The organism is Acidovorax sp. WCS2018Noco2-16, from assembly GCF_031843945.1.
In the GTDB taxonomy this organism is placed as follows: Bacteria; Pseudomonadota; Gammaproteobacteria; order Burkholderiales; family Burkholderiaceae_C; genus Paracidovorax.
Window position 1 is genome coordinate 25,886 of sequence record NZ_JAVTJJ010000003.1, and the last position, 19,873, is coordinate 45,758.

Here is a 19,873-nt window from a genome sequence, read left to right on the forward strand (position 1 = left end):
GCGGCCGCGAAGCCTGCCGCTCAGTCGTGCAGCGACGACAGGAACTGCTGCAGCTCGGCCGTCTTCGGCGCACCGAAGATCTCGGCAGGCGGGCCCATCTCATGCACCCGGCCCTGATGCATGAAGATGACGCGATCGCTCACCTTGCGCGCAAAGCTCATCTCGTGCGTGACCATCAGCAGCGTCATGCCTTCGTTGGCCAGGCTTTCCACCACGCGCAGCACCTCGCCCACCAGTTCGGGGTCGAGTGCGGAGGTGATCTCGTCGCACAGCAGCACGGCCGGCTCCATGGCCAGCGCACGGGCAATGGCCACGCGCTGCTGCTGCCCGCCCGAGAGCTGGTCGGGCATGGCGTCGAACTTTTCGGCCAGGCCCACGCGCAGCAGCAGGCGGCGCGCCTGCTCGGCGGCATCGACCTTGTCGGTCTTCTTGACCAGCGTGGGCGCCAGCATCACGTTGCGACCCACCGACAGATGCGGAAACAGGTTGAAGCTCTGGAAGATCATGCCCACGCGCTGGCGCAACTCGCGCATGGCCATCGGGCTGTCGTGCAGCAACGGCTTGCCGTCAACCGACAGGGCGCCGTCCTGGAACTGCTCCAGCCCGTTGATGCAGCGCAACAGCGTACTCTTGCCCGAGCCGCTCTTGCCGATGATGGCGATGACTTCGCCACGCGCGACCTTCAGATCGATGCCCTTGAGCACCTCGTTGGCGCCATAAGATTTGCGCAGCGCGGTGATCTGCACGATGGGCGCGCCGGAGACGGGCGCAGCGGCGGGGCGTTCCCCGTCCAGTGGGGTTTCAGCGACGGCTTGCATGGAGGATCTTCCTTTCCAGGAACTTGGCGTAAAGACTGATGGGGTAGCACAGCGCGAAGTACATCAGCGCCACGCAGGCGAACACGGTGAAGGGCTGATAGGTGACGTTGGAGATCATGTTGCCGGCCCGCGTGAGTTCGACGAACCCCACCACCGATGCGAGCGCCGTGCCCTTGATGACCTGCACCATGAAGCCCACCGTGGGCGGAATGGCGATGCGCAGCGCCTGCGGAAAGACCACGTGGCGCAGCTGTTCGCCGAACGACAGCGCCAGGCTCTGCGCGGCCTCCCACTGCCCTTTCGGAATGGAGGCGACGCAGCCGCGCCAGATCTCGGTGAGGAAAGCGCTGGTGTAGAGCGTGAGCGCCACCGTGACCGACACCCACACCGACACCTGGATGCCGAAGAGGCCGATGCCGAAGTACGCCAGAAAGAGCTGCATAAGCAGCGGCGTGCCCTGAAACAGCTGCACGTAGGCGCCCACGACGCGGTCCACCCAGCCGATGCGTGTCAGGCGCGCCACCAGCAGCAGCGCGCCCACCAGCCCGCCGCCAATGAAGGCGATGAGCGAGAGCACCACCGTCCAGCGCGCGGCCAGCAGCAGGTTGCGAAAGATGTCCCAGAAGGTGAAATCGACCATGGCGATGCTCCCGTTAGCGGCCGAAGATGAACCGTGGACCGGCCCAGTTGAGCAGGTGGCGCAGGGTGACGGACAGCAGCAGGTAGATGCCGGTGGCGACGATGTAGGCCTCGAACGTGCGGAAGTTCTGCGCCTGGATCACGTTGGCCGAATAGCTCAATTCCTCGGTGGCGATCTGGCCGCAGACGGCAGAGCCGAGCATCACGATGATGATCTGGCTGACCATGGCCGGCCACACGCGCTTGAGCGACGGTGGCAGCACCACGCGGGTGAACACCTGCACGCGATTGAGCGCCAGGCTCTGCGCCGCCTCGATTTGGCCGCGCGGCGTGTTTTCGACACCGGCACGGATGATCTCGGTGGCATAGGCACCCAGGTTCAGCACCATGGCGATGATGGAGGCGACCTCGGGGCCCAGCTTCACGCCCAGCGAGGGCAGGCCGAAGAAGATGAAGAAGAGCTGGACGATGAAGGGCGTGTTGCGGATCAGCTCCACATAAGCCCCCACCGCCACGCGCAGCGGCAGCGGCCCGCTGGCGCGCGCCCAGGCGCAGGCAATGCCCACCACCATGCCGATGGCCATGGACAGGGCCGTCAGCCCCAGCGTCCACAGCACACCGCGCAGCAGAAACGGCCACTGCACCAGCACAGCCGCGAAATCGAGTTGGATTTGCATATCAATCATCCGTTGCAGGACGCGGCCCATGAACCCGTCACGGCCTCACCCGTCCGATGGCCGCGGAGCAGGCCAGACCAGCAGACGCCGTGGAACCGGCTTCGCCGGGCCACTGGCGTCGTCCCCCCTCCCACGCGCAGCGTGAGAGAGGGGGTGAAGGCGCGCAGCGCCTCAGGGGGGAGCACCCTCATTCCGTCAGTGGCAGATCGCCAGCGGGGCGGCTCAGCCACTTCTTGGCCATGGCGTCCAGCGTGCCGTCCTTCTTGGCGGCCAGGATGATCTCGTTGACCCTGGCACGCAGTGCGTCTTCGCCCTTGGCGACACCGACGAAGCACGGGCTGTCCTTGATGAGCAGCTTGTATTCAGCGCCCAGCTGCGGGTTCTTCTGTGCCATCAGACCGGCGTTGGACACGCTGGTGGCCAGCACCTGCGCCTGGCCGGCGACGAACGCGGCGGTAGATGCAGCCTGGTCTTCATAGCGCTTGAACTGCATGGACGCGGGGCCGACCTTGGCCAGTTCCTGCTCTTCCATCGCGCCCTTGGCCACGGCAATGGTCTTGCCTGCCAGGTCGTCGAACGACTTGACGGTCATGCTCTTGGGGGCATAAACGCCCTGGAAGAACGGCGCGTAGGCATGCGTGAAGTCGATCACCTTCATGCGCTCGGGGTTCTTGCCCAGCGTGGAGATCACCAGATCGACCTGCTTGGTCTGCACATAAGGAATGCGGTTGGCGCTGGTGACGGGCACCATCTCGAGCTTCACGCCCAGTTGCTTGGCGATGAGTTCCGCCATGGCGACGTCCAGGCCCTGGGGCTTGAGGTCCAGGCCGACGAAGCCGTAGGGTGGGTAGTCGGTGGGCACGGCGATCTTGATGGTCTTGGCCTGCGTGATCTTGTCCAGCGCGGTTTGCGCGTGGGCGGCGGTGCCGCCCAGCAGCGTGGCGGCGGCGATGGCCAAGGCGGCGTGGCGGCGGGAGAGTGTGAAGAAGGTCATGAAAGTGCTCCAGGTCGACATCAAGGGAGGGGGTGGTTTTTGGACAGGGGTGAAAGCGTCTGATCAGTCGGCAGCGGTGTCTTGCGCCGCTGCCTGCGCTGCGGCGTCTCGGAATGCAAGGGCCGTGCCGTCGAGGGCATGTCGGCTGCTTCTGCGATCTCTGCAGCATCGATTGCCGTGGTGGTGCCCAGGGGAGCCAGCGCACCGCGCAGGCGCGCCAGCGGGTCGGCCAGGGCCGGCAGGCGCAGGTGCCCCTGCACGGTGCCGATGTGTTCTTCCATGAGCGCTTCAGCGCCCGCAATGTCGCCCGACTCCAGCGCCGCAACGATTTGCACGTGGTCGTCGCACGACTGCGCCGCGTCGTGCGACGACTGGTACAGCATGGCAATGAGCGTGGTGCGCGCCGTGAAATCACGCAGCGTGTCGGCCAGCAGGCTGTTGCCCAGGCACTCAGCCAGGCAGACGTGGAAGTCGCCCAGCAAGAAGCTGCGTGCGGCTACGTCGTGGCCGCGCACAGCGGCCTTCTCACGCCGCAGGTGCGACTTGAGCGACTGCAGCGCGCCCTTGCCCAGCGGCTGCTTCATGCTGCGAATGAGGCCCAGCTCGATCACGCGGCGCGCCTCGAAGGCCTCGCGCGCTTCGTCCTGCGACGGCTCCACCACATACCAGCCGCGCCGTGCGCTGACGGTGACGATACCGCGCACCGACAGCCGCATCAGCGCCTCTCGCACCACAGTGCGGCTGCAGTCGAACAGCGCGGCCAGTTGCTGCTCTCCCAGGCGAGTGCCGGGCGGCAGCTTCTGCGCCATCACGGCTTCCATGATGCGGTCGCTGATGGTGGTGGAAGAGGAAGTGGGCGCAGAAGCGGCAGGAGGCATGCCGACTGATCAGCAGAAACCGTGCCCGCTTGTATTCAAGGCGAGTGCACAAATGTGGTTCGCTGTGCGCGGTACACCGGCTCATTCGCACCAACCTGGCGCCTTCCGTGCCCGCAAGCTGGGCGAAGGCGACTTCCGTCAGCCGGCCAGCAGCCCTTCAGCCAGCCACCGGGTGCCCTGCAGGAAATCGTCAATGTCCATCGCTTCATGCGGGTTGTGGGAGCCGTTGGCATTGCGCACGAACAGCATGGCTGCCGGAATGCCGGCAGCCGCAAACACGGCGGCATCGTGGCCCGCTCCGCTGGGAACGCGCTCTAGCGCCTGCCCCGCGCGCTTGGCCACGGCCTCGAAACGCTGGATCCAGCCCTCATCCATCGTGGCCGGCGCGGTGTAGAGGCGGTCGTCGAATTCGAACCGCACGCCCCGGTCGGCCGCAATCGCGCGGCATTCGTCCTGCATCAGCTGATGGAAGCGCTCCAGCGTGGCGGCATCCTGGCTCCGCACCTCGAAGCTGAACTGCACCTCGCCCGGAATGACCGACACCGCATGCGACTGCGCGGGCGTAGTGCAGATGCCGCTGGTCATCACCAGGTCCATGCCCATCTGCAGCAGCACACGCCAGTGCTCGTCCATGCGCGACAGCAGCTGCGACACGGCCAGCACGGCGTCCTTGCGCAGCCAGCGCGGCACGGCGCCGGAATGGCCGGCCTCTCCAATGCAGCGCACGCGGTTGTGGCGCAAGTTGCCGCGAATGCCGGTGACGACCGCCACCGGCCAGCCGCGCGCCACCATCACCGGGCCTTGTTCGATATGCAGTTCCAGATACGCCGCCACGGGCACCGGCAGCAGCGATGTGCCTTGTGCGATGGCGTCCACATCGGCGCCGCAACGCGCCATGGCGCCTTCCAGCGTGCCAGCGCCCGCGCGGTGCGGCAGTTGCAAGGCGGCCGCAGGCAGGCGGCCTAGCAGCGCCATGGAGCCCATGTAGGCCCGGCCGTACCACGCGCTTTCTTCACCCCGCAGGGCCAGCACGCGCACAGGCGCGGCCTGGTCGTGCCGGCCGCGCAGCGACGCCAGCACCAGCATACCGGCCACCACACCCGCCAGGCCGTCATAGTTGCCGCCTTGCGGCACGGAATCCACATGCGAGCCGATCACGACCACCGGGTCGGTGCGCGTGTCTTCGGGCAGGCGCATCCAGAGATTGCGGGCACGGTCGTATTCGCAGGCCAGCCCCAGCGTGGCGGCGTGCCGCTCCAGCACCTGCAAGGCGGCGTCTTCGCCAGGCCCGTAGCTCTCGCGCGTGATGCCCGGGCCGTCGCGGGTGCCGTCAGCCACTTCGCGCAGCAGTGTCTCGGCCTGGCTGCGCCATGCGTCGGCGTTCATGCCAAGGCTCCTGCCGGCCCGGCGCCGGTGCCACCGTGTGCCAGAGACCACTGCGTGGGCGATGCGGTGAACTGGGCCAGCGTCTGCAGCTGCTGTGCGCTCAGGCTTCCCGATTCGATCAGTGCCGCATGCAAGTGCGACCACGACGCCAGCGCGTGCAGCTGCAGCGCGTGCTGCGCCAACTGCTCGGTGGTGTGGGGGTAGATGGCGTAGTCGAACAGCACCAGCGCATCGCTGACCTGGGTGCCGGCCTGGCGCAGCGCGGCAGCTGCGGCCATCTTGGAGCGCCCGTCGGTGGTCACGTCGTCCACCAGCAGCAGGCTGCCACCGTCTTGCGGTACGCGCCCTTGCAATTGGGCCTGCACACCCCAGCCAATGGGCCGCTTGCGCAGGTACAGCATCGGCAGGCTGAGCCGGTCGGCCAGCCACGCCGCGAAGGCAATGCCGGAGCTTTCCGAGCCCACCACGGCGCTGATGCCGCGCTGCGCCACCAGCGGCGCTACAGCGCGAGCAGCGGCATCCATCAGGTCGGTGCGCCAGGCCACGTCGCACAGTAGCGCATGCACGTCCACATAGACCGGACTGGCCCAGCCGGAGGTGTAGAAGAAAGGCGTGTCGCCCGCGATGCGCACGGCATCGGTGGCCACCAGCGCGCGGGCGGTGCGCGCTGCGTCAAGAGAGGAAAAGATCATGGGAGCCTGGGAGCGTAGGAACCTGGGAAGGGCCAAGCGATGCATCGTAGGCAGGCCGCTGTGGCCAGAGAAGTGCAAAAATCTCCGCGAGCCGTTCCAGAACGCGATGGCTCGCGTCTTGCAAGCGATGGAGGCGCTCCACATCCCCTCCTCCTTCTTTTCCATGTCCCGCCTTCTCTCCCCTCGCAGCTTCTTGCGCCAGCTCGATCTGGGCACGCTCGATCTTTTCATCATGGTGTGCGAGACCGGCAGCATCGCCCGCGCGGCCGAGCGCGGGCAGCTGGCGCCCTCGGCCGTCAGCAAGCGCATCGCCGAGCTGGAAGTGCTGGCCCAGGCGCCGCTTTTGGTGCGCCATGCGCGCGGCGCGCGGCCCACGCCGGCCGGCGCGCAGCTGCTGCAGCATGCGCACGCCATCCTGCTGGCGGTGGAGCACCTGCATGCCGATCTGGGCGAATTTGCCCAGGGCGTGCGCGGCCATGTGAAGGTGTGCGCAAGCGCATCGGTGGTCGAGCAGTTTCTGCCTGCAGAGATCGCCGGCTTCATGCAGCGGCAGCCCGACATCCGCATCGACCTGCGCCAGGCCGCCAGCCGCGCCGTGGCGCAGGCGGTGCGCGAAGGCGCGGCGGACATCGGCATCTGCGGCGCCAGCGACGAGGTGCTGGGCCTGGAATCACGCCCCTACCGGCGTGAACGCCTGGTGCTGGTGGTGCCGCGCGGGCATGCGCTGGCACGGCTGCGCAAGGTGGCGTATGAACGCGCACTGGCCTATCCGCAAGTGGGCCTGCGTGACAGCAGCACGGTGCAGCAGTCGCTGGCGCAGGAAGCACGGCTGACGCGGCGTGTGCTGGGCCGGCGCATGGAGGTGGACAGCCTCAGCGCCATGTGCCGCATGGTGGAAAGCGGCCTGGGCCTGGGCGTGATGCCCGAGGGCGCCTTCCGCGCCTTGGGCGAGGCGACCGACCTGCGCGCCATCGCGCTCACCGACGCCTGGGCCGACCGTGAACTCAACCTGTATGCATTGCGCTTTGCGGACCTGCCGGCGGCGGCGCAGCGCTTTGCAGACCATGTGACGCCGCAGGCCTGAGCGCGGGCCAAGAGGCGACGTGGGGTCATGGCCGCCCGGCATGGCCCCGGCGCTCATCGGCTTCTAGAATCAACCATCGCCCACACCCGCAGCGCACCACCGCGGCGCCTGCCGAAAGAAAGCCATGAACGCCCCCACCTCCGCCTCCCATCTGTTGCCCAATGTGCCGCTTCGCCCCGTGCCGCAAGTGCTGCTGGATGCGCTGGCGGCGCGCTTTGGCGCGCAGCTTTCCACCGCGCTGGCCGTGCGCGAACAACACGGCCGCGACGAGGGCTCGATCCAGGCGCCCCCGCCCTCCGCCGTCGTGTTCGCCGAAAGCACGCAGGACGTGGCAGACGCCATCCGCCTGGCCGCGCAGTACGAAGTACCGGTCATTCCTTACGGTGCCGGCTCGTCGCTCGAAGGCCACCTGCTGGCCATCCAGGGCGGCATCAGCATCGACGTGAACCGCATGAACCGCGTGCTGCGCGTGGACGCCGAGGACCTGACGGTGACCGTGCAGCCCGGCATCACGCGCAAGCAATTGAACGACGCCATCAAGGACACGGGCCTGTTCTTCCCTATCGACCCCGGCGCGGACGCCAGCATCGGCGGCATGGCCGCCACGCGCGCCAGCGGCACCAACGCCGTGCGCTACGGCACCATGCGCGAGAACGTGCTGGCGCTGGAGGTGGTTACCGCCAGCGGCGAGGCGATCCGCACCGGCACCCGCGCCAAGAAAAGCGCCGCCGGCTACGACCTGACGCGCCTGATCGTGGGCAGCGAAGGCACGCTGGGCGTGATCACCGAAGTCACGCTGCGCCTGTACCCGCTGCCCGAGGCGGTGAGCGCCGCCATCTGCTCGTTCCCCAGCATCGAAGAAGCGGTGCGCACCGTCATCCAGACCATACAGCTGGGTGTGCCCATCGCCCGCGTGGAGCTGATCGACGCGCACACCGTGCGCATGGTCAACGCCCACAGCAAGCTGGGCCTGCGCGAAGAGCCCATGCTGCTGATGGAATTTCACGGCTCGCCCGCAGGCGTGCAGGAACAGGCCGAAACGGTGCAGGCCATCGCGCAGGACTGGAACGGCAACGCCTTTGAATGGGCCACCACGCCCGAAGAGCGCACGCGCCTGTGGACCGCGCGGCACAACGCCTACTTCGCCGCCGTGCAAAGCCGCCGCGGCTGCCGCGCCATCAGCACCGACACCTGCGTGCCCATCAGCCGCCTGGCCGACTGCCTGCTGGATTCGGTGACCGAGGCCGACGACAGCGGCATTCCGTACTTTCTGGTCGGCCACGTGGGCGACGGCAACTTCCACTTCGGCTACCTGATCGACCCGAACAGTGCCGAAGAACGCCAGAAGGCCGAAGCGCTGAATCACCAACTGGTCGCCCGCGCCCTGGCGCTGGGCGGCACCTGCACCGGCGAACACGGCGTGGGCATCCACAAGATGGGCTTTCTGCTGGACGAGACCGGGCCAGGCGCGGTGGCGATGATGCGGGCGATCAAGCAGGCACTGGATCCGAAGAACATCCTGAACCCGGGGAAGATCTTCGCGATCTGAATGCTATTTAATTAATAGCTGGTAGCGCTTTATTGATAAGCGCTACGGGCATTTTTGGCTCGCAGTCCCGCTGAACGGGGCTATAAGGCATCGAGCGGACTCAAGATGCCGCGCCCACCCTTGTCGAGCACATGGGTGTAGATCATGGTAGTGCTGACATCGGCATGGCCCAGCAGTTCCTGCACCGTGCGAATATCGTAGCCCGCCTGCAGCAGATGCGTGGCGAACGAATGCCGCAGCACGTGGGGCGATACCGGCTTGTCGATGCCCGCACGCCGCGCCGCCTCGCGCACCGCCCGCTGCACCGATTCAGGGTACACATGGTGGCGCCGTTCCAGTGGCTGGCCGCTGCGCACATCCGGGCGAGGATCCATAGACCGCACGGGCAACGGACAAACCCGCTGCCACGCCCAACTCCGGTCCGCGTCTGGGTACTTCACCGCCAGCGCATGCGGCAGATACACCCGTCCCAGCCCGGCCGCCAGATCCTTTTCATGCAACGCCCGCGCTTTGTCTAACTGCAAGCGCAGCGGTGCCAGCAGGTTCTCGGGCAGCACGGTCACCCGATCCTTGTTGCCCTTGCCTTCGCGCACGATCACCTCGCGCCGCGCAAACTCCACGTCCTTCACACGCAGGCGCAGCGCCTCCAGCAGTCGCATGCCCGTGCCATACAACAATCGCGCCACCAGGCCGGGCGTGCCGTTCATGTGCAACAGCAAGTCGCGCACCTCGGTGGGCGTCAGCACCACCGGCAAACGCTGGGACCGCTTGGCTTGCACGACCTCGTCCAGCCACGCCTGTTCGATGCCGAGGACCTGCTCGTCAAATACAGAATCGCCGCCTTGGCTGGTTTTGCGTGGATGCGGAAACTTGGCGATCCACCGCCAGATGGCTCAAAAACGCCTCGACCTCCAGCGCAACCATGTCTTGCGGATGGCGCTTGTCGTGGAAAAGAATAAAACGCCGAGCCCAGTCGAGATAGGCATGTTCGGTACGAATACTGGAGTGGAGCGTGCGCAAACGAATGCGCATGCGCTCCAGCAGTTTGGGCGGGCGAGAGTCAGAGCCCGCAATAGCCACGGATGCCCTGTCTGGATTCATCCGGAAAATTTTAGGTTTGCCTAATCACTGGTGCGGGGTTTTCCTGGGTACGCAACAAGATGTGTTGTCTTATTGGACTTCAGCCATTAGGATGAGTGCTGTCTAATTCTAGTTAGACGGTATGCGAACATTGTAATTTTTTAAACTACAAAGGAGATAACTCATGGCACTTAAACCAGGACCAAAGCCGATAGCAGATTCAACAGGAAAGCCGGATCAGCGCCGCCGTGATAACAAAACCACACCAGGGAATACACCGGGCCTCAAACCTAGCAAATCGAGCAACCCCCCAAAAAATAAATGACACCTTGCCAATAAAATTGCTTTTCTAACCCGGCGCTCTAGCGGACGGCTACGCCGCCGCTTAGCTTGGCCCAATCTGGTGATGGGCTTAACGCATACATAAATTACAACGTCAAATTCAAATGCGACTGTTAATCTCACACCGCATCAAGCGTGAGAACATAACATTCTATTCAAGCGAACGGCTACGCCGCCGTTTAACTCAGGCATCAGTCCAAATACAGGCAGGGTGTTCAAGATGGCATTTACAGGCAAGCCGGCAGCGAAGTCCACAGGCGACCAAGCTAAGTCAAATACTTTAAAAGCTAACCCGTATCCAGGAAACAATCCTAGATATATGCCGAGCCCAGACTGCGGACAAACCGGGCGCAAAGTCGAACGAGTGCTCGCTCCAGAGGGGCCAATCTTCGAGGAAGAAGATTGCGAACTTTGCAGCGGGCTTGGGTGGGTAGCAACGTGAGCAAGCAGGCGCCTGTGTGCGCACAAGGTCTTGCGCCTAACCACACGTTACAGCCGACCGGCTTAGGCGGCGGCTGCACTCATTCGTTAGTTCCTCTAAATACCTTCTTTATGTAGACCGCTATTCATTCCAGCGTTTCGCATCGCACAGGTTTCTGCTCGGGGGTTTTGTTGCTGCGCCGGGGTTCGCCTCTCAAAGCTGCGCCAGCTTCAGGCTTTTTTGGCCTCCAGCGTTTTTGCAGCAAGCGCTACCAGCTATCATTTTCGCGACGCCGCACCGCTATTGTTGCGCAGCGCTTTTTCGTGGACCGCGCCCGTCTTGAAGTCGGGGCGCCATCTTTCGGCCTTAGGGCCTAACTGTTCGCCGCAGCAAACCGCTTCGCGGCGGCTGAACTCAGTTCGTTAACCGGCAGATAGATCGTGGAGAGTTTTGCGTTCGGAGGCGGAGAGGCGGAGCGAGTCGAGGTGCGTTTGCATGGCTATGAGCGCGCTCCAGCAGGCGATTACTACGACGACAACTGGCTCCGGGTATCTGTGCATCTCAACGTCGGCTCGTTTTCTGGTTCATTTGAGGCGACCTTCCTCACCTCGGAATTGATTGAATTTCGGGAAAGCCTGTGTTCTCTGTATGAGTCGCTGGCAGGGTCTGCGCGTTTCGAGACTCTTGAGGGACAACTCGCATTGCACCTCACAGGTGACGGCAAGGGCCACATTGCGCTGGTGGGCATAGCGTTCGATGCACCAGGAACGGGCAATCGGCTAGATTTCCATATTCACTTGGAACAAGGGCATCTTCCGTCGGCGATCAGAGGATTTGATTGCATTGCAACCACATTTCCGGTACGTGCCGGTTAACAGATGGCCCAAGGCAGACGCCCTTCGGCGCCGCTTGGCTTCGGCGTTACTCGCCATGATGTCATCGAACCACTCGTCCAAGCCGACGTTTCTTCGTCACGCGGCGTCATTCAGTCTCTAACCCTCCTCGGAAGGATTCCTCTGCGATGACCAAGCTGCTGGTTCACGTTCAAGAAGGCACCGAGATCGCCACGGCCGAGACAGCCTTTGGTGGCAGGCCCAGTGCACCCGGCGGTGTTGTCGATTGGCCCGTTTGCCGCTCATGCAACGGTTCCATGCAGTTCCTGGGGCAGTTGCCGCAAAGTGATTCGAGTGCACTGCTCTTGCTCTTCATGTGCCAGAACGAGCCAGGCCTGTGTGAAGAATGGGATGCCGATGCTGGAGGGAACCAGGTCGTGGCTGTCCCGACGACAGGCCTCGACCTGGTGCAGCCGCCGTCATCGGGAGAAGTTGTACGCCCCGCCCGCCATGGGGCGCGGACCGTTTTGCGTTCCGAAGAGAACTACGAGTCCGCGAGAGCAGCGTGGTCGAAAGAAAATGATGCGAGTCCGCGGGAGGTGCTGGGGCAGATAGGCGGAACTCCTACCTGGCTTCAGGGAGAAGAAGTGCCCCTTTGCAGTTCCTGCCAGCAGCCGATGAGCTTCGTCGCACAGTTGGAGCAAGGGCCGGATTGGCAAACCGAAATGAACTTTGGAGGGGGTGGCTGTGCTTATGTCTTCAACTGCTCATGCGGATCGGCTAGCCCAAAGTTCCTCTGGCAGTGCTGAAGCGGCCGATCTCTTCCATTGGGCGGACTTCAACCACATCGGCATCGCCGCCTATGTCAAACATTGCACGTCACTAGAGCCGATGCCATATGCCTGAACTTCCGGAAACCATCCACTCCGAGATTGAGCGCCTGTCTGCCGAAGGTGATGTCTTGGCAGAAGAACAAAAATACTCGGAGGCGATACCCGTGTATTGGCAGGCCTGGGATCTCTTGCCAGAGCCAAAGACCGGGTGGAATGCCGCCACTTGGCTGCTTGCAGCGATAGGCGACGCAAACTTTCTGTGTAGGGACTACACGGCAGGCAGAGACAACCTCAGCACGGCAATGCAGTGCCCAGATGCGCTTGGCAATGCTTTCCTGCACCTAAGACTGGGCCAGTGTCTGTACGAGCTAGGCGTTGTTGATCGTGCAGCAGACGAACTGATGCGGGCATACATGGGCGGTGGAGCTGACATCTTCAAAGACCAAGACCCGAAGTACCTGCGCTTTCTGCAAACCAAAGCCCAAGGCATCGAAGCACCCAAGAAGCCGTGGCAGTTTTGGAAGTGACGCTACAAATTCAGGTGATGCGGGTCATCGCCCTTGGACGCAAAGTCATATGAGCAAAACGACAGAAGACCCTCTGCGCAAGCGGCCCAGGCGACTCTGGGTAGCCGCCGTCATGAACATGGTGGCTGGCCTCATAGGCTTGTTCATGCTTGCCTATCTCTCGACGTCCCCGCAAGTGCCCGACGAGTTCAGGCCGGGGCCGGGAGCTGCTGTGTTTTCTCTGGCCACCGCCAGCCTCCTCATCGCTTCGTCGGCCCTCGCCTTGCTTGGCAGGGCGCGGTGGGACTGGCTGATGCTGGCTGCCGCAGTGGTCTATTACGGGGGCATCCTGGCGCAGAACATCTACATACTGATCCAGGTACAGGAAACGGCGATTCCTACGCAGCCCCTGGTGTCTCATGCCGTTCGCAGCGGCCTGGAGATTGCGATCAATCTATGGGCCGTGCTGAGCGCAAAGACACGTTCGTACTTTAGCCATGCAAATTGAGTGCACCCGTCAAATCGACTGCAGCGAGCCAGACGAATTGGGCGCGTACGACTATTACTACGAGTACGACGTCTACCGCTTTACCGATGGCCCCGTTAGCCTGATTGCACGCAGCTACATTGACGAGCCAGGCGAAGCGCATTTTCTTAGCGTTGAAGCCGACGGAAAGCGGCGCACCTTGGTCGATGCCGACCTGGCGCATCACCTGTTCCATCTGGCGCAGTCCTACCTGCGCAGCGAAGGGAAGACCCAGTTACGTTGGTTGAATGGCAGAGGGAACGGGTATGAACCAGTGCCAGACGGTCTATCACACGGCGCCTAGAGATGGGCCGAACTGCAGACATAGGCCGCGCTGGTCGAGAACCACGCCTTTGCAGCGTTAGGCTTTCGGAAGGTCGGCAAGTCGGCCCACCCCGGATACAGCCGCGCCACCAGCATCACCATGCGTGAACCGGTGGCCGGAGAGTGCGCCTGACAACTTGTTCCCCCCGCGCGCGCGAAAACCTGGCGACAAGGCCGCTACTCTTTGCACCTGTCGCATGCCCAACCTCGAAAGCACCCAATGGCCCAATACACCGCAGAAATCACCTGGCTCCGTGGCGAGCAGGAATTCCTCGGCAATCGATACAGCCGACGGCATGTGCTTCGATTCGATGGTGGCATCGAAGTGCCCGGCTCTTCGTCACCGCACGTCGTTCCTTTGCCGATGTCGGACGCTGCGGCGGTTGATCCGGAGGAGGCTTTCGTGGCCTCGCTGTCGAGCTGCCACATGCTGTGGTTTCTCTCCATCGCCGCCAAACACGAGTTTTGCGTTGATCGCTACATCGATAGCGCAGCGGGTGTGATGGGCAAGAACGCCGAGGGACAAATGGCCATGCTGACCGTGACGCTGAGTCCGCAAGTGCTCTTCTCTGGCGATAGCGTGCCGAGCCGAGAGCAGATAGAGCAGCTCCATCACAAGGCGCATGCAGCGTGTTTCATCGCCAACTCGGTGAAGACGCAAGTGCTGTGCGAGCCGGTGCACGCGGATACTTAGCATGCGGTGTTGCGCTGTGTCGCGTTGCAGGCGATACACTCCCGGCGGCCTGCGGTTCGCCACGGTCCAGCCCATGACCGGGCCGCTCTCACAGTCTTCCGCCGAGCCTTGCGCAAATACTTTGCAAACGGTGTGCTTTCACTATGACTAACCCCAACACGTCCCTCAAGCCTTCGTGGCAGCGTCCTCTCTACTTTGGCGTGGGCTGCCTCAGCCTGGCCTTCGGTGTTGTCGCACTGGTGGTGCCGTTGATCCCAGGCATCGTGTTCCTTGCTCTGGCCGCCGGGTGTTTTTCGCGCTCGTCACCTGCAATGGACCGATGGCTGACGACGCATCCACGGTTCGGCAAGCTGATCACCAATTGGCAGACCTCTGGCGCGATTTCGCGCACGACGAAGTGGGTCATCACGGCCAGCATGGTGGCCAGCTTCTCTCTCATCTTTTTTGAAACGCCGTCGCGTGCCATTCAGGCTGCGGTGGCGGCCGGCATGCTGGCTGTGCTGGTCTATGTGTGGAAAAGGCCGGAGCAGGCTAACCTGCCGGCCGCAGCTTGAACGTTGGCGCCCGGCGAACGCGCCAGGTCGTCTTCTAAATCCCATGATCGACATAAAGCCCGCCAGCTTTCCTGCAGACCACGATCACGTCGTCGCCATCTTTCGGGAATACGTCGCCAGCCCGAGCGTGAGTCTCGACTTTCAAGACTACGAGCCGGAGTTTGCTGCGCTGCCGGGCAAATACGCCGCACCAGACGGCCGGCTGCTGCTGGCGTGGAAGGATGGCGCCGTTGTTGGCTGCGCCGCACTGCGCAAAGTGGATGAGCGCACTTGTGAGATGAAGCGTGTCTACATTCGCTCTGCAGCGCGCGGGCACGGGCTGGGCCGCCGGCTGGTCGAAAGCATCATCGCGCAGGCCAGAGCGGCGGGCTACGTGCGCATCTGCCTGGACGTACTGCCCGAGTTCAAGGCTGCCCAGGGCATCTACCAGTCGCTGGGCTTTCTGCCGGCGCCGCCTGTATCGTTCAACCCCATACCCGGCACCCTATTCCTCGGCCTGGATCTGACACCGGCCGAATTCACCACCACTGCGGCCTGACCTGCCTCCAAGCGCCTGGCCAGTCGCCGCATCTGCATTGGGAAAATCATGGAACATTCCATCGAACACGAAGAGCTGGGCACCAAGGGCGCCTTCTTCATTCAGCAAAAGGGGCAGCGCGTAGCCGAGATGGCCTACAGCCGCACCAATGCGTCCCTGATCATCATCGACCACACCGAAGTCGATGAATCATTGAAGGGCCAGGGTGTCGGCCGCCAATTGCTCGGCGCGCTGGTGGTGTGGGCGCGCAGTGCCAACACCAAGGTGATTCCGCTGTGCCCTTTCGCCAAGGCCCAGTTCGGCAAGGACCCGGCGATTCGGGACGTGCTGAATTAAGAACCCTTGTCGTTGGATTGGTGTCTGTCGACCGGCATCCAGCCCGACACTTCGATTCACCGCCGTGGCCGCCTTTATCGCACGGCCGGCTCCAACGTCATTCCACCAAAGGACCACCTCATGGGCTTACTCGACGGCGTGCTGGGCAACGCCTCCAAGATCGACCCGCAGACGATTCAGCGGGACTTCGCGCAGATCCTCGCGCCCGGCGAGAAGGTGGAACACGCCTACCAGCTGATCCGCGACTACTTCGTGTTCACCGACAAGCGCTTCGTGCTGGTGGACAAGCAGGGCATCACGGGCAGCAAGGTGGCCTACCACTCGATTCCCTACCGGAGCATCACGCATTTCAGCGTGGAGACGGCGGGCACGTTCGATCTGGACGCGGAACTGAAGATCTGGATTTCCGGCTCGCCCGTGCCGGTGCAAAAGCAGTTCAACAAGAAGTTGAGCATCTACGAGGTGCAGGCCGTGCTGGCCAGCTACGTGCTGCGGGCGTAGCCGGGGCATCGCCTGCGCCGGTCGCGGCAGATTTCAAGCCAAATTGGCCTCTAGCGCCCTATCCACAAGCGTAGGCAGCTATATTTTTTATAGCAAATCAGACTGAATCCAAGCCGAATCAGGCCGACAGCCCGCAGCCTACGCCACCATGTCCAACTGCATCATGATCATGTTGACCAGGGTGCCCACGGTGGGCCGGCCGGTCTCGATGGTGAAGTGGGCGGCTTCGCGGTAGAGCGGGTCGCGCAGGGCGTACATCTCGCGCAGGCGCTCTAGCGGGTTGGCCACTTGCAGCAGCGGGCGGGCCTTGTCGTGGCGCACGCGCTTGAAGATCTCGTCGGGCGAGGCGCGCAGATACAGCACGTGGCCGAAGTCCTGCAGGATGGCGCGGTTGGGCGCGCGCAGCACGACGCCACCACCAGTCGACAGCACCAAGTTGCCGGGTTGCGCTGCCACTTCGGCCAGCAGCGCCGTTTCGCGTTCGCGAAAGCTGTCTTCGCCGTGCAGCTCGAAATACGTGCGAATGCTGGTGCCCAGCACCTGCTCGAGCCGATGGTCGAGGTCCACGAAAGGCACGTCGAGGCGGCGGGCGAGCTGCCGGCCGACGGTCGATTTGCCCGAGCCTGGCATGCCGACCAGTGCGCAGCGCGTCTGCATTCTTCTGTCCTGTTTCAGTGGGTGCGATGGAAGGCGTGGAGTGTACGACCGGCGAGCCATGCCTTTCGCGGCCCTGTCGGCATCTGCTGACAGTCGGCCACCTGGGCGGGCCTGACAATCGGGCATGGCACTTTCTTCTTTCAAGGAACGTGTGGCCGATCGCGCGCAACGCTTGCTGCGGCCGATCGCCCCGTTGATTCGCGCCGCCAACCTGTGGATGGACGTGGACGGCCCGCGCATGAGCGCAGCGATGTCGTTCTACGGCATGCTGAGCCTGGCGCCGCTGCTGCTGCTGCTGGTGGGGGTGATGGGCTGGTGGATCGACAAGGAATATCTGGAGACCAACCTCATCGCCCAGGTGCAGCATGTGGTGGGCGCGCGCGGCGCGGATGTGATCCGCATGGCGCTGGCCAGCGCGCAGGAGCCGTCTGAAGGGCGGCTGGCCTCGCTGTTCGGTTTCGGGCTGCTGCTTTCAGGCGCCACTGGCGTCTTCGTGGAGTTGCAGTCCGCGCTGGAACGCCTCTGGCTGGGCGGCCTGCCCGCCGCGCCGCAGACCACCAAGGCCTGGTGGCGCATGGCCTCGCTGCGGCTGCGCGGGTTGGGTTATGTGCTCGCCATCGGCTTTCTGCTGCTGATCTCGTTGATGGTGTCCACCGGCATCAACATGGTGGGCCACTGGGCCAGCGGCACGTTGCCGGTGGGCTCGGGCACGCTGCTGCTGGTGGTCAACGAGCTGGTCGCGTTCGCGATTGCGGTGGCCCTGTTCGTGGGCCTGATGCGCATCGGTGGCGGCCCGAAGCCTTCGATGATCTGCCTGGTGTTCGGCGCGGTGGTGGGCGCCATCTTGTTCACGGTGGGCAAGCAGTTGCTGGCGCTGTACCTCTCCACGGCGGCGGTGGTGTCGGCCTATGGCGCGGCGGGCTCGCTGGTGGTGCTGCTGATGTGGATCTTCTTCTCGTCGGCCGTGTTGCTGTTCTCGGCCGCGTGCGCCCGCGCCTTGCAGGAAACCCGCGAGGAGTTCGCCAAGCACAAGGGCCTGCCCAAGGACGAAGAGAGCGCCCCGCCGCTGAAGGGCCGCACCCCGGTCAACGGGTGATCTCGAGCCCGGTGCCGAGTCCCAGTCGATCGGCCAGGCGCAGCGCATTGGTGGGCGCGTGGATCTTTTCGGTGTTGTCGAAAAAGCAGAACACGTTGCGATCCGTGCGGCCACTCCCCGGCTGCTCCTTCGACAACGTGCGCACATCGGCCGGCACGCCGCCGCCCGCCCAGGCACGGATGCGTTCTGCCCACCGGTCGATCTGCGCATCGCTGTAGCCGCTGGCGTAGAGCTGGCTGGCACCGTGCAGGCGCAGGTACATAAAGTCGGCCGTGACATCGCCCAGCTCGGGCCAGCGGCCGCCCGTGTCGGCCACCACCAGCGCTACGCTATGGCTGCGCAGCAGGGCGATGCAGTCGGGGTGGCAAAAACTCTCGTGCCGCACTTCGAGCGCATGGCGCACGCGCCAGGGCAGCTCGGGCTCCAAGAGTTCGCGGCCACGCATGCGCTGCGGCTCGCGCTCGGTAGCCAGCGCAGCGGCGGCGCGGGTGTCAGGCGGCAGCAGGGCCAAAAACGCATCGAGCAGATCCGCGTCGAAATGCAGGCTGGGCGGCAGCTGCCACAGGATGGGGCCGAGCTTGGGGCCCAGCGCGAACAGGCCCGAGGCGAAGAAGTTGGCCACAGCCGCCCGGGCATCGCGCAGCCGCAGGATGTGGGTAATGAAGCGCGGCGCCTTGACGGTGAAGACGAAGCCGTCTGGCGTATCGGCAGCCCAGTTGGCGTAGCTGTGCGGGCGCTGCAGTGCATAGAACGAGCCGTTCAGCTCGATGGCCGGAAACTGGTGCGCGGCATGGGCCAGCTCGCGCGCTTGTGTAAGGCCCGGCGGGTAGAAATGCCCGCGCCACGGCGCATAGCGCCAGCCCGAGATGCCGATGCGAATTTGAGCAGCCATAGCCCGCAGGATATCGGCGCACCTGCTGGGGAATGCGGGTCGGCATGGCGGCCTACAGAGCGGCCACCGCTCCTTACTGCCGTTACAAATAGACCCGTCTTGTAAAGCGAGGCTGCGGGTACCCTGCCGGCGACAACTCCAAGGAGGACTTCATCATGAGTCTCATCGTTCGATCCCCCAATTCACTTTCTTCCACCCACGGCGCAGCAGCCCCGGCGGGCGCATCGGCCAAGTGGCTGTGGGCCGCCATCGGCGCCCTGGGCGTGAGTGTGCTGGCACTGGGTGCCACGCTGGTCGTGCAGCAGTCCGGCCGCAATGCAGCCGCCCCCCAACCCGTTGCGGCCATGACGGCCCCCGGCGCCACCACCGACACGCGCACGGCGCTGGTGGACGAAGGATCTGCATCAAAAGTGCCTCCAGCGCAGGTACAACGGGCGCAACCAGCTATTAATTCAGTAGCAAACCGTGCACCAGCCGCACCCGCAGCACCGGGGCGTGAAGACTACGCACAGGGCGGCGGCTACCCATCGCCCAACTATTCCCGCCCCGTGTCGGCCCAACCCGCGCAGGCGCCGGTGTGCGCCAGCTGCGGCCGGGTCGAATCGGTGCAGGCCGTGCAGCAGGCGGCGCCGGCAACCGGCATCGGCGCAGTCGCTGGTGGTGTGCTGGGCGGCGTGCTGGGCAACCAGGTGGGCAAGGGCTCGGGCCGCACTGCCGCCACGGTGCTGGGCGCCGTGGGCGGCGGCTACGTGGGCCACACGGTGGAGCAACGCACCCGCACCACCACGGCTTACCAAGTGCGCGTGCGCATGGACGACGGCTCGGTGCGCACCTTCACGCGCTCGCAGCCGGTGGCCGAAGGCACCTCCGTGCGCGTGGACGGCCGCTCGTTCCGCGTGGACCAGGGCGGCGACGCCCGTTATGGCAACGGCCAGCCAGTGCGCGTGGTGAACGCCTACTGATCGCCAATCGCACCGGGGCTGACCGCCCCCCGCCTGCAGATAAAAAGCCAAAGGCCGGCTC

25 protein-coding genes and 1 pseudogene are annotated in these 19,873 nt (G+C 64.3%); 16 read left to right on the forward strand and 10 right to left on the reverse strand.

Annotation, left to right across the window (positions count from 1 at the left end; genetic code table 11):
• Positions 1-20 precede the first annotated feature (20 nt).
• The 7 genes from RQI28_RS09610 to RQI28_RS09640 form a co-directional block, all read right to left on the reverse strand.
• Positions 21-818, reverse strand: coding sequence for an amino acid ABC transporter ATP-binding protein (locus RQI28_RS09610; protein ID WP_311223147.1), 798 nt, complete (start codon positions 816-818; stop codon positions 21-23).
• On the reverse strand, positions 802-1,458 hold the full coding sequence (locus RQI28_RS09615) for an amino acid ABC transporter permease (RefSeq protein WP_311223148.1): 657 nt from the start codon (positions 1,456-1,458) through the stop codon (positions 802-804). Before RQI28_RS09615 ends, RQI28_RS09610 begins: the two co-directional genes overlap by 17 nt.
• A 13-nt stretch (positions 1,459-1,471) precedes the next feature.
• Positions 1,472-2,134: an amino acid ABC transporter permease gene (locus RQI28_RS09620; RefSeq protein WP_311223149.1), complete on the reverse strand. Its 663-nt coding sequence runs from the start codon at positions 2,132-2,134 to the stop codon at positions 1,472-1,474.
• A 187-nt stretch (positions 2,135-2,321) separates the two neighbouring features.
• A complete protein-coding gene (locus RQI28_RS09625; protein WP_311223150.1) occupies positions 2,322-3,128 on the reverse strand; it encodes a transporter substrate-binding domain-containing protein in 807 nt (268 codons plus the stop codon).
• Positions 3,129-3,148: 20 nt separating this feature from the next.
• The gene (locus RQI28_RS09630; protein ID WP_311223151.1) at positions 3,149-4,006 is read right to left on the reverse strand and encodes a GntR family transcriptional regulator; all 858 of its coding nucleotides are present in this window, start codon (positions 4,004-4,006) and stop codon (positions 3,149-3,151) included.
• 138 nt (positions 4,007-4,144) lie between these two features.
• Positions 4,145-5,392, reverse strand: coding sequence for a hydantoinase/carbamoylase family amidase (locus RQI28_RS09635; protein WP_311223152.1), 1,248 nt, complete (start codon positions 5,390-5,392; stop codon positions 4,145-4,147).
• A complete protein-coding gene (locus RQI28_RS09640) occupies positions 5,389-6,084 on the reverse strand; it encodes a phosphoribosyltransferase (protein ID WP_311223153.1) in 696 nt (231 codons plus the stop codon). The genes RQI28_RS09635 and RQI28_RS09640 overlap by 4 nt, the downstream gene beginning before the upstream one ends.
• Positions 6,085-6,247: 163 nt before the next feature.
• On the opposite strand from RQI28_RS09640, the gene RQI28_RS09645 reads away from it, so the two are divergent.
• Together RQI28_RS09645 and RQI28_RS09650 are read left to right on the forward strand one after the other, a co-directional pair.
• Positions 6,248-7,168, forward strand: coding sequence for a LysR family transcriptional regulator (locus RQI28_RS09645; protein ID WP_311223154.1), 921 nt, complete (start codon positions 6,248-6,250; stop codon positions 7,166-7,168).
• A 124-nt stretch (positions 7,169-7,292) separates the two neighbouring features.
• Entirely contained in the window at positions 7,293-8,717 is a 1,425-nt protein-coding gene (locus RQI28_RS09650; protein WP_311223155.1) for an FAD-linked oxidase C-terminal domain-containing protein, read from the forward strand.
• An 80-nt stretch (positions 8,718-8,797) separates the two neighbouring features.
• On the opposite strand, the pseudogene RQI28_RS09655 reads toward RQI28_RS09650, so the two are convergent.
• Positions 8,798-9,818: pseudogene (locus RQI28_RS09655) on the reverse strand (integron integrase).
• 163 nt (positions 9,819-9,981) lie between these two features.
• Between RQI28_RS09655 and RQI28_RS09660 the strand changes: the two are divergent.
• From RQI28_RS09660 to RQI28_RS09715, 12 genes are all read left to right on the forward strand, one after another.
• A complete protein-coding gene (locus RQI28_RS09660) occupies positions 9,982-10,122 on the forward strand; it encodes a hypothetical protein (RefSeq protein ID WP_311230890.1) in 141 nt (46 codons plus the stop codon).
• A 678-nt stretch (positions 10,123-10,800) separates the two neighbouring features.
• Entirely contained in the window at positions 10,801-10,986 is a 186-nt protein-coding gene (locus RQI28_RS09665) for a DUF1010 domain-containing protein (RefSeq protein ID WP_404976895.1), read from the forward strand.
• Between the two features lie 14 nt (positions 10,987-11,000).
• Positions 11,001-11,435 (forward strand): hypothetical protein, encoded by a 435-nt coding sequence (locus tag RQI28_RS09670; RefSeq protein ID WP_311223156.1) that lies wholly within the window; start codon positions 11,001-11,003, stop codon positions 11,433-11,435.
• Positions 11,436-11,581: 146 nt separating this feature from the next.
• On the forward strand, positions 11,582-12,202 hold the full coding sequence (locus RQI28_RS09675; RefSeq protein WP_311223157.1) for a hypothetical protein: 621 nt from the start codon (positions 11,582-11,584) through the stop codon (positions 12,200-12,202).
• A gap of 89 nt (positions 12,203-12,291) precedes the next feature.
• Positions 12,292-12,753 (forward strand): tetratricopeptide repeat protein, encoded by a 462-nt coding sequence (locus RQI28_RS09680; protein ID WP_311223158.1) that lies wholly within the window; start codon positions 12,292-12,294, stop codon positions 12,751-12,753.
• A 49-nt stretch (positions 12,754-12,802) separates the two neighbouring features.
• Positions 12,803-13,240 (forward strand): hypothetical protein, encoded by a 438-nt coding sequence (locus tag RQI28_RS09685; RefSeq protein ID WP_311223159.1) that lies wholly within the window; start codon positions 12,803-12,805, stop codon positions 13,238-13,240.
• A complete protein-coding gene (locus RQI28_RS09690) occupies positions 13,230-13,562 on the forward strand; it encodes a hypothetical protein (protein ID WP_311223160.1) in 333 nt (110 codons plus the stop codon). The genes RQI28_RS09685 and RQI28_RS09690 overlap by 11 nt, the downstream gene beginning before the upstream one ends.
• Positions 13,563-13,802: 240 nt before the next feature.
• Positions 13,803-14,276, forward strand: a complete 474-nt coding sequence (locus tag RQI28_RS09695; RefSeq protein WP_311223161.1) for an OsmC family protein — start codon at positions 13,803-13,805, stop codon at positions 14,274-14,276.
• 143 nt (positions 14,277-14,419) lie between these two features.
• Positions 14,420-14,830 (forward strand): YbaN family protein, encoded by a 411-nt coding sequence (locus tag RQI28_RS09700; protein WP_311223162.1) that lies wholly within the window; start codon positions 14,420-14,422, stop codon positions 14,828-14,830.
• Between the two features lie 43 nt (positions 14,831-14,873).
• Positions 14,874-15,368 (forward strand): GNAT family N-acetyltransferase, encoded by a 495-nt coding sequence (locus RQI28_RS09705; RefSeq protein WP_311223163.1) that lies wholly within the window; start codon positions 14,874-14,876, stop codon positions 15,366-15,368.
• Positions 15,369-15,416: 48 nt separating this feature from the next.
• Positions 15,417-15,704: a GNAT family N-acetyltransferase gene (locus RQI28_RS09710; RefSeq protein WP_311223164.1), complete on the forward strand. Its 288-nt coding sequence runs from the start codon at positions 15,417-15,419 to the stop codon at positions 15,702-15,704.
• A 120-nt stretch (positions 15,705-15,824) separates the two neighbouring features.
• The gene (locus tag RQI28_RS09715) at positions 15,825-16,205 is read left to right on the forward strand and encodes a PH domain-containing protein (protein WP_311223165.1); all 381 of its coding nucleotides are present in this window, start codon (positions 15,825-15,827) and stop codon (positions 16,203-16,205) included.
• A 138-nt stretch (positions 16,206-16,343) separates the two neighbouring features.
• Here the strand turns inward: RQI28_RS09715 and RQI28_RS09720 are convergent, their stop codons facing one another.
• Positions 16,344-16,862: a shikimate kinase gene (locus tag RQI28_RS09720; protein ID WP_311223166.1), complete on the reverse strand. Its 519-nt coding sequence runs from the start codon at positions 16,860-16,862 to the stop codon at positions 16,344-16,346.
• Between the two features lie 124 nt (positions 16,863-16,986).
• Between RQI28_RS09720 and RQI28_RS09725 the strand changes: the two genes are divergently transcribed.
• Entirely contained in the window at positions 16,987-17,958 is a 972-nt protein-coding gene (locus RQI28_RS09725) for a YihY/virulence factor BrkB family protein (RefSeq protein ID WP_311223167.1), read from the forward strand.
• On the opposite strand, the gene RQI28_RS09730 is transcribed toward RQI28_RS09725, so the two are convergent.
• Positions 17,948-18,850: a DUF72 domain-containing protein gene (locus tag RQI28_RS09730; protein ID WP_311223168.1), complete on the reverse strand. Its 903-nt coding sequence runs from the start codon at positions 18,848-18,850 to the stop codon at positions 17,948-17,950. The genes RQI28_RS09725 and RQI28_RS09730 overlap by 11 nt on opposite strands.
• Positions 18,851-19,005: 155 nt before the next feature.
• Between RQI28_RS09730 and RQI28_RS09735 the strand changes: the two genes are divergently transcribed.
• Positions 19,006-19,812 carry a glycine zipper 2TM domain-containing protein gene (locus RQI28_RS09735; protein ID WP_311223169.1) on the forward strand — a complete coding sequence of 269 codons (807 nt, stop codon included), beginning with the start codon at positions 19,006-19,008 and terminating at the stop codon, positions 19,810-19,812.
• Positions 19,813-19,873 lie beyond the last annotated feature (61 nt).